Annotated in this window: 13 protein-coding genes; 5 read left to right on the top strand and 8 right to left on the bottom strand. The window is 63.8% G+C overall.

Features of this window, described 5'->3' with window-relative positions; all coding sequences use genetic code 11:
• Positions 1-196: 196 nt before the first annotated feature.
• Together E4680_RS04630 and E4680_RS04625 are read left to right on the top strand one after the other, a co-directional pair.
• A complete protein-coding gene (locus E4680_RS04630) occupies positions 197-1,990 on the top strand; it encodes a bifunctional metallophosphatase/5'-nucleotidase (protein ID WP_135281220.1) in 1,794 nt (597 codons plus the stop codon).
• 245 nt (positions 1,991-2,235) lie between these two features.
• Positions 2,236-2,619, top strand: a complete 384-nt coding sequence (locus tag E4680_RS04625; RefSeq protein ID WP_135281219.1) for a hypothetical protein — start codon at positions 2,236-2,238, stop codon at positions 2,617-2,619.
• A 110-nt stretch (positions 2,620-2,729) separates the two neighbouring features.
• Here E4680_RS04625 and E4680_RS04620 read toward each other — a convergent pair whose 3' ends face one another.
• From E4680_RS04620 to E4680_RS14015, 3 genes are all read right to left on the bottom strand, one after another.
• Positions 2,730-3,047 carry a hypothetical protein gene (locus E4680_RS04620; RefSeq protein ID WP_135281218.1) on the bottom strand — a complete coding sequence of 106 codons (318 nt, stop codon included), beginning with the start codon at positions 3,045-3,047 and terminating at the stop codon, positions 2,730-2,732.
• Between the two features lie 50 nt (positions 3,048-3,097).
• Positions 3,098-3,475, bottom strand: a complete 378-nt coding sequence (locus E4680_RS04615) for a hypothetical protein (RefSeq protein WP_135281217.1) — start codon at positions 3,473-3,475, stop codon at positions 3,098-3,100.
• A gap of 252 nt (positions 3,476-3,727) precedes the next feature.
• On the bottom strand, positions 3,728-3,898 hold the full coding sequence (locus E4680_RS14015) for a hypothetical protein (protein WP_167792383.1): 171 nt from the start codon (positions 3,896-3,898) through the stop codon (positions 3,728-3,730).
• 80 nt (positions 3,899-3,978) lie between these two features.
• Between E4680_RS14015 and E4680_RS04610 the strand changes: the two genes are divergently transcribed.
• Entirely contained in the window at positions 3,979-4,251 is a 273-nt protein-coding gene (locus E4680_RS04610; RefSeq protein WP_135281216.1) for a hypothetical protein, read from the top strand.
• A 206-nt stretch (positions 4,252-4,457) separates the two neighbouring features.
• Entirely contained in the window at positions 4,458-6,416 is a 1,959-nt protein-coding gene (locus E4680_RS04605; RefSeq protein WP_167792382.1) for an N-acyl-D-amino-acid deacylase family protein, read from the top strand.
• 532 nt (positions 6,417-6,948) lie between these two features.
• Here E4680_RS04605 and rlmKL read toward each other — a convergent pair.
• Both rlmKL and E4680_RS14450 read right to left on the bottom strand, forming a co-directional pair.
• The gene (gene rlmKL, locus E4680_RS04600) at positions 6,949-9,084 is read right to left on the bottom strand and encodes a bifunctional 23S rRNA (guanine(2069)-N(7))-methyltransferase RlmK/23S rRNA (guanine(2445)-N(2))-methyltransferase RlmL (RefSeq protein ID WP_240696115.1); all 2,136 of its coding nucleotides are present in this window, start codon (positions 9,082-9,084) and stop codon (positions 6,949-6,951) included.
• Positions 9,085-9,182: 98 nt separating this feature from the next.
• Positions 9,183-9,986, bottom strand: a complete 804-nt coding sequence (locus E4680_RS14450) for a hypothetical protein (RefSeq protein WP_240696114.1) — start codon at positions 9,984-9,986, stop codon at positions 9,183-9,185.
• Between the two features lie 94 nt (positions 9,987-10,080).
• Between E4680_RS14450 and E4680_RS04595 the strand changes: the two genes are divergently transcribed.
• Positions 10,081-10,905 (top strand): PPK2 family polyphosphate kinase, encoded by an 825-nt coding sequence (locus E4680_RS04595; RefSeq protein WP_135281213.1) that lies wholly within the window; start codon positions 10,081-10,083, stop codon positions 10,903-10,905.
• A 68-nt stretch (positions 10,906-10,973) separates the two neighbouring features.
• On the opposite strand, the gene E4680_RS04590 is transcribed toward E4680_RS04595, so the two are convergent.
• From E4680_RS04590 to thiO, 3 genes are all read right to left on the bottom strand, one after another.
• On the bottom strand, positions 10,974-11,537 hold the full coding sequence (locus E4680_RS04590) for a lipid-binding SYLF domain-containing protein (RefSeq protein WP_135281212.1): 564 nt from the start codon (positions 11,535-11,537) through the stop codon (positions 10,974-10,976).
• Between the two features lie 91 nt (positions 11,538-11,628).
• On the bottom strand, positions 11,629-12,669 hold the full coding sequence (locus tag E4680_RS04585) for an FAD:protein FMN transferase (protein WP_135281211.1): 1,041 nt from the start codon (positions 12,667-12,669) through the stop codon (positions 11,629-11,631).
• On the bottom strand, positions 12,669-13,760 hold the full coding sequence (thiO, locus tag E4680_RS04580; protein WP_240696113.1) for a glycine oxidase ThiO: 1,092 nt from the start codon (positions 13,758-13,760) through the stop codon (positions 12,669-12,671). The genes E4680_RS04585 and thiO overlap by 1 nt, the downstream gene beginning before the upstream one ends.
• Positions 13,761-13,817: the final 57 nt, after the last annotated feature.

Raw genomic sequence — 13,817 nt, 5'->3', positions numbered from 1 at the left:
GACAAGAGGGACTCACACCCCTGCTTCGTCCCGGATCAGCCGCTCCCGTCACCACAGGGACCGGGGAGCCGCGCCGGGTCAGCGGCCGCATCGTCTAACGCCATCGTCACCGAATCGCCATCGCCGCGTCACTCGAGCGCAGTGCGGCGGCATCATTCTTTTGCTCACCGCTGGCTCCGAGGTGAGGAAACCCATCATGCTGTTCATCCGATCTGGTTTGTCGTTGACCAAGTGGCTTGCCATCATCTGTTTGTTCACGGCCTCGCTGGTGCAGGCCGGGGGAACGCATGCGCCCGATGCCGACGAAGATGGCATGGCGGCACGCGCGCAGGCGGGCTTGCGCGTGAACTGGACAGCGCGGGAGGCACCCGCTCCACGACAGTGGATTCGCTTCAAGATTCTGGGAATCAATGACTTTCATGGCCAGCTTTCCCCCCGCTCGGTAGGCGGACGGCCCGCAGGCGGAGCGGCCGTACTGGCGAGCTACCTCAAGCAGGCGTCCGCGGATGCCCCCGATGGCGCATTCATCGTCCAAGCCGGTGATCAGGTCGGTGCCAGTCCGCCCAACTCGGCGCTGCTGCAGGATGAACCGGCCATCAGCGTCCTGAATCTTCTGGCCAACCCGCATTGCGGCGTCCTGCCGCAACAACGCATGCATCCGCGCTGCAACGTGATCGGCACCTTGGGCAATCACGAATTCGACGAGGGCGTGACCGAGCTCACCCGGCTGCTGGACGGCGGCAACCATGCCGACGGACCTTTCCTCGAAGATCCCTGGCGCGGGGCACGCTTTGCCACAGTGGTTGCCAACGTGGTCGACACCGCCACGGGAAAAACGCTGTATCCGCCGTCGACGATCAAGCGGATCCGCGGCATTGGCGTCGGCTTCGTCGGTGCCGTGCTCAAGGAGACCCCCACCATCGTCACGCCGTCGGGCGTGGCGGGTGTCCGGTTCGTCGATGAGGCCGCTGCGATCAATCAAGAGGTCCGTGCCCTGCAGCGTCGGGGCGTGCGCGCCATCGTCGTGGCCATCCATCAAGGCACCCGACAGACCAGTTATCTCGGCCCCACCCGCGATGCACCACAGGCGCTGGACGGCGCGATCGGCGACATCGTGTCGCAACTGGACGATGAGGTCGACGTCGTAGTGTCCGGCCATGCCCACAGCTTCACCAATACCCTGATGCCCAATGCCCACGGCAAGCTGATTCTGGTCACCCAGGCCTTTTCCGCCGGGACGGCCTATGGCGATATCGAATTGGCGCTCGACCCCCGATCGCGCGATGTCATTCACAAATCTGCCGCCGTCGTCACCACCTGGGCGGATGAAGGTCCGGGCCTGCACCCTGACGATGCCATCGCGAACCTGGTGGCCCGGGCCGACGAACGGGTAGCCCCTCTGGTTAATCGAGTGATCGGGCAAGCCAGCGCCGACATCACCCGTGCCGAGAGCCCGGCAGGTGAATCCGCACTCGGCAACCTCATCGCCGATGCGCAGCGCGCGGCGCTGGGCACGGACATCGCCCTGATGAACCCAGGAGGCATCCGTGCCGACATTGCGGCCGGCGAGGTAACCTGGGGCGATCTGTTCAGTGTGCAGCCATTCAATAACGATCTGGTGCGTTTGAATCTTACCGGTAACCAGATCGTGGCCCTGCTGAATCAGCAGTGGGACGGCCAACCTTTTGCGCGCATCCTGAAACCCGCAGGCTTGACCTACCGCTGGCACGAAAACGGTCCCGGTCATGCCGACAATCGCGTGGATGCGGGGAGCATCCAGATCAATGGCGCACCCCTTGATCCGGGCGCGACCTATTCGATTACCGTGAACAATTTCATCGCAGACGGCGGCGACAATTTCAGTGTGCTGCCCGAGGGAACGGGGCGTGTGGTGGGTCCAGTGGATCTGGACGCCCTGATCGATCACGTCGAGCGCCTGCCCCAACCGTTCTCCGCGGCGATCGAGACGCGTATCGCCGTTGTGCCGTGAGTGTTCACCCCATCACCATCCGGCGACCCCCGATGCATCCGGGTGTCCGTAACCATCGCGCAAGACAGCAATTCGGCTGCCTTGCGCGATCGCAGGGACCGGCCCAATCGGTCTATCCGCGATCGAACCTTCATAGAAGTGTCAGAAATGCGTCACTCCGGGGTGTCAGACTGCAAATGCCGGTTCCCACCGGCAAGTCTCGTTTCGCAGACCTGAATCAAAACAGTTTTAAGGAGTCCTGGCTCATGAGTCTGAAACACATGCCGCTGATTGCCCTTTTGGCTGCCCCGGTCGTCGCCCAGGCGGCCATGGTCGAACTGAACGAAGCCGAGTTGTCTGACGTGAATGGTCAGGCCAGCTACAGTGGCGTCCTGTTCAATTACGCTGCCTCGGCTGCCTGGAATCCGAGCTATACCGCCCCGTATTTCAACGTGACCACATCGCCCGTCCTGGGCGGTGTTGAAATCGATACGAGTGCCGGTCTGAACTGGGAGGTATCCCCCTCTTGGAATTTCAGCATGACCGGCAAAAACTCCGGCAACACGTACGTCAGCAAAGCCGGCAGCGGCAATTGGGACCCGATCGACTTGTCCTGGTCCAATACCCACACTTTCGTACTGTTCCACTGATCGCGACACCCGATTGCGGCACTCGCCCATAGGGCCAGATGCATGCAGGGACGAGGCCCCTCCCAGGGCCCTCGTCCCCTCTGGCCCTGAAAGCTTCCAGCGTTGACCGCTCAGTTCATGCCGGCGAGCCGAGCGGCTGAACATGCGCGCGCCGTCCAAGCCGGAGGGTTGCACATCTCCTCGGCGAAACGCCGCGGTCCGCCGGGACCGACCGTATCGGGAAACCACAGAATCACCGTCAACGAGATGTCGAGTTTGCCGACTCGAAGGCCCCGGGCATCCACGCCGATCCGTGAGCTGGCGCCCGGAAAATCTTTCCAGAATGTCGTGGCGTTGGGATCACCCTGATACCGAAGCCGGAGATCTTCCGGCCAGCCCGGCGGGATATCGAAGCGCGCGAACACATCCCAGCCCAGGCGACTGCCCATCCACAGCCAGTTCTTCTCGTGCGAAATGGTTGCCGTACGCCCCAGTTCGCTCAGCTGACTTCCCCAATCGCATAGGCATCCGGATCACGGCTGCCGGCGGCGTTCGCCCGTCCGCCCTGGATATCGTTGAAATCCAGGGCCAGGATGAAGTGCGGCTGATTGAGCACACGGGTCAAGACCTCACCCCCCGTGACCTGGATGGAGACGGGCAGAGTGATGCCCTGATCGTGGACCGTGACCTGCGAGAGGATGTTGAAGACGGGAATCCCCGCCACGATGATCCGCAGCTTGAGCACCCCCGTGGCACGAACCGCACCGTCCTTGGCAAAGATCAGTTCCGGGCGGATGTCGTCCATGGTGTTGAACCGCAGCTTCGGCCAGGATGTGAACACGCCAGTCTCCAGCCCACCATAGATGGCGTCGAGCACGCGCTTGTCCTGACGCGCCCCCCGTTGGCGCAAAAGTCCTGGAAGTCGAGGAAATCGGCCGGATCGGTGCGGAACGCGTCGTAGCGGTTGCGGGAGATCCCGGTCTCGGCGTCGAAAGAGACATAATCCGCCCCGTTGCGCCTTGGGTCACCTTGGACCAGATAGGCATAGCGCGCCCGGCCGCCATGCTCGAAGCGCCGCTCCTGGAGAATTCGGCCCGCGATCGCATCGTGTCGCTTCGTCTCGTAGGGGTCATAATCCGGTATCCCGGTACATGAACACGATTTCGTCGATCGGGTCGATGATGCCGCAGCGCCCCCGTACCGGGTTGGGCGACACCTCGGGCAGGAAAACCCACCCTTTCTCATCCATCCCGGCGATCTGGAACGGGATGGACTGTATGCGATCCCCGCGTACCGCCATGACCGAGACCTGCGCAGCGCTCTTCCGACCAGTCCAGCGATCGCGGATCCTTTGATCACCACGGGATGCAGGTCGCTGTAATGCGTCATGTCGAGCCGCTCGATCGCCTCGGCCAGTTGCTCCGGCGTGAGCGCTCGCAGCAAGGGCATGTTGGCGACCAGATAGATGGGATTGTTTCGGTACGCGGTCACCGCTTCTTCGAACATCGCCGCATCGACCGTGCCGTATGCGATAGGCTCACCGGCCTCGGCGGCTGCACCGAACGTTGCCCGTGCACAATGGCCCGCCACGCGGACCCCCGGACGATCATCCCTGTCGCCATGTTTATCGCCTCCTTGATCATTTTTGGGTGACGTCCCTCATGGCCGTCGCAGCCAGAGCGACTAAGCCACTGAAGAGACAAAAGAAGCTTAGACGGTCCGGCGGGGCTTGCATTTTTTCCTTTTTTTTGTAACCGGGCTTATGATGGGGACAGGAACGCAGACGACCCGGTGTCGCGCGACAGCAGCCACCGCGTGTCGATAATCCGCAGGATGCGGTGATGAGGAGGAGAGGACACATGACCACATGGGATCTTTTGATCAAGAACGCTCTGGTTTTCGACGGCAGTGGCGAGGCGCCACAAACCTACGACATTGCGATCCATCAGGGGCGCATTGCTGCCAAAGGTGTGGATTTCAAATCGAGCTGGGCCCGCACTGTCATCGACGGCACCGGTCAATGGCTGATGCCGGGACTGCTGGACATCCATACCCATTATGACCTCGAGGTCGAGATCGACCCCGGATTGCCCGAATCGGTGCGCCACGGTACGACCACGGTGGTGATGAGCAATTGCAGTCTCGGACTCGCCTTCGGTCTGCAGTCCTACGGCTGGGGCAATGCGCTGGAGGACAATCCGACCGTCGATTGCTTCGCCCGGGTCGAAAACATGCCCAAACCCGTGCTGGTCAAGGCGCTGGATGGCCACATCACCTGGGACAACCCCATCGAGTACCTGAAACACTTCAAGGATCTGGCGCTTGGCCCCAACGTCTGCCCCATGGTGCCCCACACCATGCTGCGTGTCGCGGTGATGGGCATGCCGGGCGCCCTGAGCGACCGCCCGACCGACGAACAGATCGTCGAAATGTGCCGCGTTCTGGATGAATGCATGCAGGCCGGCTACGTCGGTCTGTCCACCGACGGCCTGCCGCTGCACTATCTGGCCAACGACCCTTACCGCGGCGAACGCATTCCGGCCCAGCATGCCACGCGCAAGGAGATCCGCGCCCTGTGCGAGGTGGTGCGATCCTACGATGGCATCGTCCAGTTCACCCCCAACCCCGATGCCAAGCTCGCCACGCTGTCTTTGATGATGATGGGCAGCAAACGCATTTACGGCAAATCGCTGCGCATGACTGCCACCGCAGCCATGGATCTGAAGTCGCAACCCATGGCATGGAAAGGCTTGCTGCGCGTCAATCGCCTGATTAACTCAAAACTGGTCAAAGGCCGTTTTGCCTTCCAGGCGCTATCGGCACCTTTCAAGGTCTATGCCGACGGCGTCACTTCTCCGTTGATGGAAGAACGCCCGGCATTTCGCGAACTCATCGCCCTGGAACTGGACGACCGCGAGGGCCGCCAGCGCCTGCTCAACGATCCGAGCTACCAGGTGCGGTTCCGTAAAGACTGGATGTCCGGCAAGCAGGGATTCAATCTCGCCCGCCTGGCGCGCCGTCTGGGCTTCGAGCCGACGACCTTCAACCGCGATCTGCGCGACATGGAAATGGTTTCGGTTCCGGACATGCCCGAGTGGAGCGGGCAGAACATGCAGGCGATCTATGATCGGCTGCTGCGGTACCAACAGGCCGAAGGACGCACGGGACATCTGAGCGAAGCCGAAGGCGCTGCGTTCGCGCAATTCCCCAATCCCATCGTCGACGACGCCGAATTCATGATGCACCTGTTGCGCCGCTACGACCGCCAGTTCCGCTGGGCGATGACCACAGCCAACACGCGCCGCGAAATCCTCAAGCAACTGCTGCTGGATGAGAACACGCTCCCGGGTTTCAACGACTCCGGCGCCCACCTCACCAATATGGCATTCTTCGACGGCAATCTGCGCACCCTGCAGCTGGCCCATGAAGACGGTCTCGAGACCGTCGCCAAGCAGGTCCGGCGGCTGACCCGCGACCCTGCGGCCCTGTTCAACCTGGATGTCGGCACCCTCGATCTCGGCGCGCAGGCCGACGTGATCCTGATCGATCCTGCCGCGCTGCGTGCCTACGATCCGCAAGCGAGCACGGTGATGCAGCATCGCGACATCTTCGAGAACGTGCAGATGGTCAACCGCTCCGACGGTGTCGTGACGCAGGTGATCATCGCCGGACAGATCGCCTGGGACGGCAAGCAGTACACACCGGTTCACGGCCGGGATCGGCTGGGACGGGTGCTCACCCGCGCCGGCAGCATGGTGCCCGGCAACGACGAACGCCTCGAAGAACAGCCGATACTCCCCGAAGCCGCGGCCGGCTGACCGTCGCTCGGTGCATCGGGAATCGCAAAAAGAAACGGCCCTCGCGAGCGAGGGCCGGTCAGTCTTCTTCTTGTTGTTATTGTGAGCCATCCGAGCGGGTGTGGTATTCCAGCTTCATTCTTGGCGATGCATTGGCGGCGTTATCTCTGATTTTCGGCGGATTTTTTCGATATTCTTGTCGGTCTGGTCCCGGCCCTTTATTCACCGTCACATGAAATATTGCACACCGCGTGCCAACGCTGGGAATTGCCGCACGGCGGCGTATCCGACGACTGGCAGTCCGCTCCAAAAAACCGATCGGTTTAAATAAAACCAATAGCTTGAATTAACTTTGCGCTTTGAAGGCTGCCGGGGAGCCGAATCCGATCGGTCTCATCAGAGGAGCCGTTCGGTTTGGGAAAGCTCGCGACTCCGGTGACAACCCCCGCGATACGGGCACAAATTGACCCGACACGTCGTTTTGCAAGGCCCGATACCCCCTAGCCATGCCTGTGCATGCCTTGCGGTAACGCATCGGACGACGGGCCGTATTTCAGCGGGGGGTAATGCGCCAGCAGCGGCGAATGGCCGGGTTGCGCGCGAAATCCGGCGGCAGCGTGGCCCGGCTGAGATCAGCCACCTGCCAGCGCTCCGCAACTTCGGCATCGAGCCGGAAACGGCGGTGATTGGTCGAGAACACCAGCTGCCCACCCGGCGCCAGACGCGCCATCACTGCCGCGATAAGCGCCGCATGATCCCGCTGCACATCCCAGGTTCCGCTCATGCGCTTGGAGTTCGAAAACGTCGGCGGATCGAGAAAGACCACATCATAGGTTCCCGTATCCTCATCGATCCAGGTGCGGCCGTCGGCCTGGATCAGCCGGTGCTGCGAGCCATCGAGGCCATTGAGGCGCAGGTTTTCCTGTGCCCAGTCGAGATAGGTTGCCGACAGATCGACTGAAGTCGTCGAGCGTGCCCCCCCAGCAGCGGCATAGACCGTCGCGCTGCCGGTATAGCAAAACAGATTGAGAAATCGCTTGCCGGCAGCGGCTTCGCGCAACAGGACGCGGGTCGCCCGATGATCGAGAAAAAGGCCGGTATCGAGATAATCGGTGAGGTTGACCCAAAAGCGCAGCCCCCCTTCCTGGATGACCTGCCCCTCACCCTTCGTATCCTGCCGGACATACTGCGCCCGCCCACGCTGGCGTTCACGGGTCTTGAAGACGACGCGATCCAGCGGAACCTCCAGCCACTCGGGCAAGCCGGCGAGCAGCGTCGCCCGCCGCCGTGCCGCCAGTTCGGGATCCACGCTGGCCGGAGGCGCATATTCCTGCACATGCAGCCAATCGCCGTAGCGATCGATGGCAAAGGCATACTCGGGCAGATCGGCATCATAGACCCGGTAAGCCTCGATGCCCTCGCGGCGCGCCCACCGCCCCAGATGACGCATGTTCTTGCGCAGACGGTTGACGAGGGCCTCGGCACCGGGATCCGCGACGATGGCGGCCTCAGCGCCCGGCGCGTCGGAAGCCCCTGTTGCGGGAACATCCCAGACCCAGACCCCGCAGGGGATGGCACCATTGGCCACCTCGAGCTGCGGCGAATGCGGACCGCGCATCAGGGATCCCGCTTCCGGCAGCGCGCTGATCACGGCGGCGCGCCAGCCGCCAAACGCCGTCGCTACCCGTCTGCCCAGCGTCGCATGCAGCGTTCGCGATGTCCCGACGCTGTCCAGCCGTTCGCCATACGGGGGATTGACGACCATCAGACCGGCCTGGGTGTCGCCTGGCGGGTGCGCGTCGCCGAGCTCGCCCGGGGTGAGATGAATCCGTCCCGTCAGGCCGGCGCGGGCCACGTTGGCCTCCGCCACGCGGATGACGCGGGCATCGGCGTCGCGTCCCGCAATGACCGGCAACCGGTCGAGACCGGCGATCCGACGAGCCTGCGCCTCCTGGCGCAGACGCTGCCACAATGTCGGCACATGGCCGAGCCAGCCCTGAAAACCGAAATAGGATCGCAACAGCCCCGGCGCGACATCCCCGGCCATCCAGGCGCCTTCGATCAGCAGCGTCCCCGCCCCGCACAGCGGATCGAACAAGGGCTGACCCGATGTCGCCAACGCCGGCCAGCCGGCCTGCAGGAGCACCGCGGCAGCCAACGATTCCTTCAACGGGGCCGGGCCGGCTTCCAGTCGATAGGCCCGACGGTGCAGGCTCTCTCCCGCCAGATCCAGATAGACCGTGGCCTGCTCCCGAAACAGATGCACCGCCAGACGCAGATCGGGACGTTCGGCACGCACGCTGGGCCGACGTCCGGTGCGGGCACGAAACCGGTCCACCAGCCCATCCTTGACCGTAAGCGCACCGAAATGCGTGTTGCGAATGGCCGCCGAGGTGCCGGTGAACGCGACCATGAAACTGCCGTCCGGCAACAGGTGATCCTCCCACGACATCCGCTCGATGCCGGATCGCAGCGCAGCGGCGTTCGGCGCATGGAAGTGATCCAGGCGCAGCAACACACGGCTGGCCAGACGCGACCACAGACACACCCGGTAGCCGCAGGCCAGATCGCCCGTGAATTGCACGCCCGCGCTCTGACGCCGGATGTCCCGGGCACCGAGGGCTTCGAGTTCAGGGGCCAGCAAGTCTTCGAGTCCTGCTGCCACCGTTGCAAAAAAAACCGTCTTCAACGTTGTCCGTTCCAACTGCCCACTCGCCGCGCAGTATTGGGACGGACGGAACCGAATGCAACCGCCCACCAGGCGGTCCGACGGGGAACGCTGGGGGGTCAGTTCGCAGCCGGCTTCGGCAGTCCGATCAGATAGGTCGCCCGGTAGGGGAAGCCAAAGCGCCCGAACAGCCAGCGCTTGCCGATCTCGAAGTGATAGTCCGGCCGGTCCAGATCCTGCGTCAGGGCGCGCAGCTCGGCCGGCGAATAGGTGCGCAGACATGAGACGAAACCGTCCCATGCAAACGCCAGCGGGCAAATCGGAATCAGATAGGTAAAGACCAGCCGCTGCCAGGTTACCCGCCCGGCGAAGGGTGTGAACAGAACCCCGGCCACAAATACCAGCAGCGGGATGAGGACCACCGTATGAACGGCCCGCTCCTGGGCTTCGAAGACGGCGATGCCAGCGCGCTTGGCCACGGCATCGGCCAGGATACGCCGGGCCTGCTCGGGCCGGAAATGATGAAAACCCGTAAAGATGGTCCGGAACCCCGTCAGCTCGGCCGGCGGGTCAAAAGCGCTCACGGGCTCCGGCCAGCCGCGGATGCGGCCGCCGGTAACGGCCTCGAGTTCAGCGAACGCCGCCCGGTTGGGATACAGATCAGTCAGGATGACCGGAATGTCCTGCCCGCCGGCCGCATCGAGCTGGGGCAGCAAACCGGGCACCGGACCGCCCGCACCGGAACACAGATCCACGATGCGGCTCGCCCCGCTCTCGCGCAGCGCACCGACCAGTTGCGGCATCAGCGGCTGGAACAGGCCGGTCACATGGGCCAGAAAACGCAGATGATCGGTAATGAACCGGCGAATGAAGTCGGGAACCCAAGGCAGGTCTTCCCACTCCCACAAATGCACGCGCGCCATGAATTCCCTATCCTCCCTGATTGGATGTGGCATAACGAAGGTCGTGATGGCCTCTCGTCCCTCCATTCAAGCAAATTTCCCGCGGAGCGAAAGCATGAGCAAACTTTCCGACATCAGCGACCGCTACCGGATTGCACCGGGCAGCCGGGTCCGACTCACGCGCTGGGATCCGGGCGACAAGTGGGTCACCGATGGCGACAAGGCCCAGGGCGTCCATCGACGCGAGCAGCTTGCAGAGAGGCTTGATGAACTGCAGGACCTGCTCTATGCCCAGAAAAAGCACCGCATCCTGCTGATTCTTCAGGGCATGGATACCTCTGGCAAAGACAGCACCATCCGCCGGGTATTCCATACCATCGATCCCCTGGGCGTCCGAGTCGCCAATTTCCGGGCGCCCAGCACCGAGGAACAGGCACGCGACTACCTGTGGCGCGTACACCGCAAGGTGCCCGCCAACGGCGAGATTGTGATCTTCAACCGCAGCCACTACGAAGACGTTCTGGTGCCCCGCGCCCGCGGCCACCAGTCCCGCCGCGAACAGCAGCGCCGGCTCGGTCACATCGCCGATTTCGAACGCATGCTGAGCGATGAGGGCACCACCATCATCAAGTGCTACCTGCACATCAGCATCGAGGAACAACGCCAGCGCCTGCAGGATCGGCTGGACGATCCCACCAAGCACTGGAAATTCGATTATTCGGACATCCGCGAACGCGAATACTGGGATGCGTACATCAAGGCCTATCAGGACGCGATGACCGTCACCAGCCTGCCGCATGCGCCATGGTATGTGATTCCGGCCAACCACAAATGGGTGCGCGACCTGATCGTCACCACCATTCTGGTGGACACCCTGACCCGACTGCGCATGCACTATCCCCCGGCACCTGAGGGCCTGGACCAGGTCAAGCTCGACTGAAGCACGGCCGCGTCCGCGGCTGCCCGAACCGGTCTCCCGATCGGGAACGGTCGGGGCAGCCGCCAGGATCAGTTCTTGTAGAGCTTGGTGAACTTCGACCCTTCGAGCGTGAGGTTGTACATCAATCCCTGCTGACCGAATACGAATCCGATCACCGGATCCTGGATGCTGTTGGTGTCCAGGCTCCTACCGATCCCCAGATCAATCAGGGCCACCGAGCCGTCCACCCCGACCTTCCAGCCTTCGCTGGCGCGAAACTGGTCCAGCGCGGCCTCGCTGGTGAAGATCACCACGATCGATTTGGCCTGTGCGCCCAGCTGGAACCCGATCGACGCGGCCGCTGTACTGTAGTAGTCCACCGTCTTTCCGCCGACGCGCAAGGCACCTTCACCATATTCACCGCCAACACCGATGCCGGCCTTGTAGACCTTGGGAAAGACCAGAACCCCTTTGGCGATCTCGAGAAATTCGGCGGCGCCGTCGATGTTCCGGAACGACGTCAACGTGCGATCCACCGCTTGATCGATCTCCGCGCCAGTGGCCGCGAACGCGGTGCTGGCAGAGAGCGTCAGCGCCCACAACGCGCAGGCCAGAAAAACCATTCGCCGACTTGAGCCAACCATTCTGTGCATCGGGACTTCCTGTGATAGTGAAACCAGAGCACCAAACCATAGCGCAAAATGGGTAGTGCGCCACATCGGTAGGATTTTGGCGACACCGGCTTCATTCGCCGACGATGGACGCAACCGCCCAACCCGGCGCCAGGCTCACGCGCTCGGCCATGGCCGCCGTCATCTCCACGGCCCCATCCTCACGCACCACCAATACCCGCGTGATGCCCATGCGCGCGGCGACCCGCCGCCACCCGTCCGCTCCCGCCACGAATAGCGCCGTGGAGGCGCCGTCGGCCCGCGCCGCATCGGCATCCACCACCGTGACGGCATGCAGTCCCCGAACCGGATAACCGGTGCGCGGGTCGAGCAGGTGATGGTAGCGCCGCCCGGCGTATTCGAACATGCGCTCATAATCTCCGGAGGTCGACACCGCCTCGCCGGCCTCCAAACTGAGGGTGCCCATCACGCCGTTCCGATAGGGATCCCGGATACCGATCCGCCAGCCCCGCTGCGGCAACTGCCCCAAGGTCTTGAGATTGCCGCCCGCGTTGACCAATGCCGTGGCAACACCTTGGCGCGACAACTCATCGATAAGGCGATCGACCGCGTAGCCCTTGCCGATGCCGCCCAAATCGATGAACAGCCCACGCGGACCGCACACTGTCCCATCGGCGGAAACATGAACCGCATCCATCGATGGCAGCGGCAACAGGGCGGCGATGGCCGGCGCCTCGGGAAACGGCCGGGCTGGATCACGGGGTGCGCGGTCGAAACCCCACAGGGCCACCAGCGCGCCCACTGCTGGGTCGAAGTCGCCGCCGCTCGCCACGCGGAGTGCGCGCGCCTGTTCGATCACCTGTGCCAGATCGTCCGAAACCACGGCGCAGGTGCCGCGCGCCAGGGCGGTATTGAGCTGGGCGAGCTCGCCGTCGCCGAACGCCCAGGCATCCCGGCCGAAGCGCTGCAACCACACCTCACTGTGATCGATCGCGCCCACCGCACGGTCCGGCGCCATGCCGTAGATGCTGATCTGCACCAACGTCCCCATCGCATAGATCTCGGCCTCCACCGGATCGGACGACCGTCCGCAGCCGGCCAGCACCAGCGTAAGGATCAACCCCCATACGGCCCATCGGCGCGTCACCCCCATCACGAAGCCCCGGTAGGCCAGGCGTAAGGCGCAGGATCCAGCGCCGGACGGCGACCCTGCAGGAGATCGGCCAGCAGCTCGGCCGACGCCGGTGCAAGCAGGACGCCGTTGCGGTAATGCCCCGCGTTGAGCCACAGGTTGGCGACCTGTGGGTGTCGTCCGATGATCGGAATCCCATCCGGCGAGCCGGGACGCAGACCGGCCCAGTGGGCGGCCAGATGGGCCTCGGCCAAGGCGGGAATCAACGCCACCGCCGCCTCGCGCAGCTGCTGCCCGATGGCGGGATCGGGCTGCTTGTCGAAGCCAGCCGACTCCACGGTACTGCCGAACAGAACCCGACCGTCGCGGCGCGCAAGGGCATAGCGATCCCCCTTGAGCACGACATGTCCGATCAAGCCAGGCGCGGCCTCGAACAACAGCATCTGCCCCTTCACGGGCGCGATCGGCACCGGCGCCCCCAAAGGGGCCACCAGATCAGCGCTCCAGGCACCCGCCGCCACCACGACCGGCCCATCGGTGGACACCCGTCCTTCCCCGGTGTCGAGGGCGATGACCCGCCCGGCCGCCACGCGCAAGCCGTGAACCGTGCAATGTTCGCGGATGGTCACGCCGCGCGCGCGCAAGGCACCGGACAGCGCCTGAAGCAGCCGCGGATTGCGCACCTGGGCCGCCTGCGGCAAGCGCACGAGGGACCCCTCGGTGGGCGTGAGTGCGGGTTCCCACGCCGCCAGCTCACGCGGTGAACCGAACTCGACCGGCTGATTCCAGCGCTGGCTCCAGATCCGGGCAGCCCCTGCATCGCCATCCAGAACGAGCAGGCCGCTCCGCGTCCATTCCGGATCGATACCGGTTCGTTCGGCCAACCCGCTGGCCAGTTCGGGATAAGCGACCGCGGCGCGCCAAGCCAAGGCCTGCACCGCATCGGGATAGCGCCAGGGGTGCAATGGGCAAAGGATTCCACCGCCCGCCCACGAGGCTTCACGCCCCAAGGCCATGCGGTCCAGCAGTCGCACGGCCATCCCGGCCTCGCTCAGCGCCCAGGCCGTGGTCAAGCCCACGATTCCCGACCCGATCACTGTCACCGTTTCCACATCCGCCTCCCGGATCATCCACAGCCCCGCATTTGCCGCTCATCTGCTGTTTTAACC

This window comes from Candidatus Macondimonas diazotrophica, from assembly GCF_004684205.1.
Classification (GTDB): domain Bacteria; phylum Pseudomonadota; class Gammaproteobacteria; order UBA5335; family UBA5335; genus Macondimonas; species Macondimonas diazotrophica.
The sequence above is the reverse complement of the archived record's forward strand: the minus strand, read 5'-3'. Positions and strand labels throughout refer to the sequence as shown.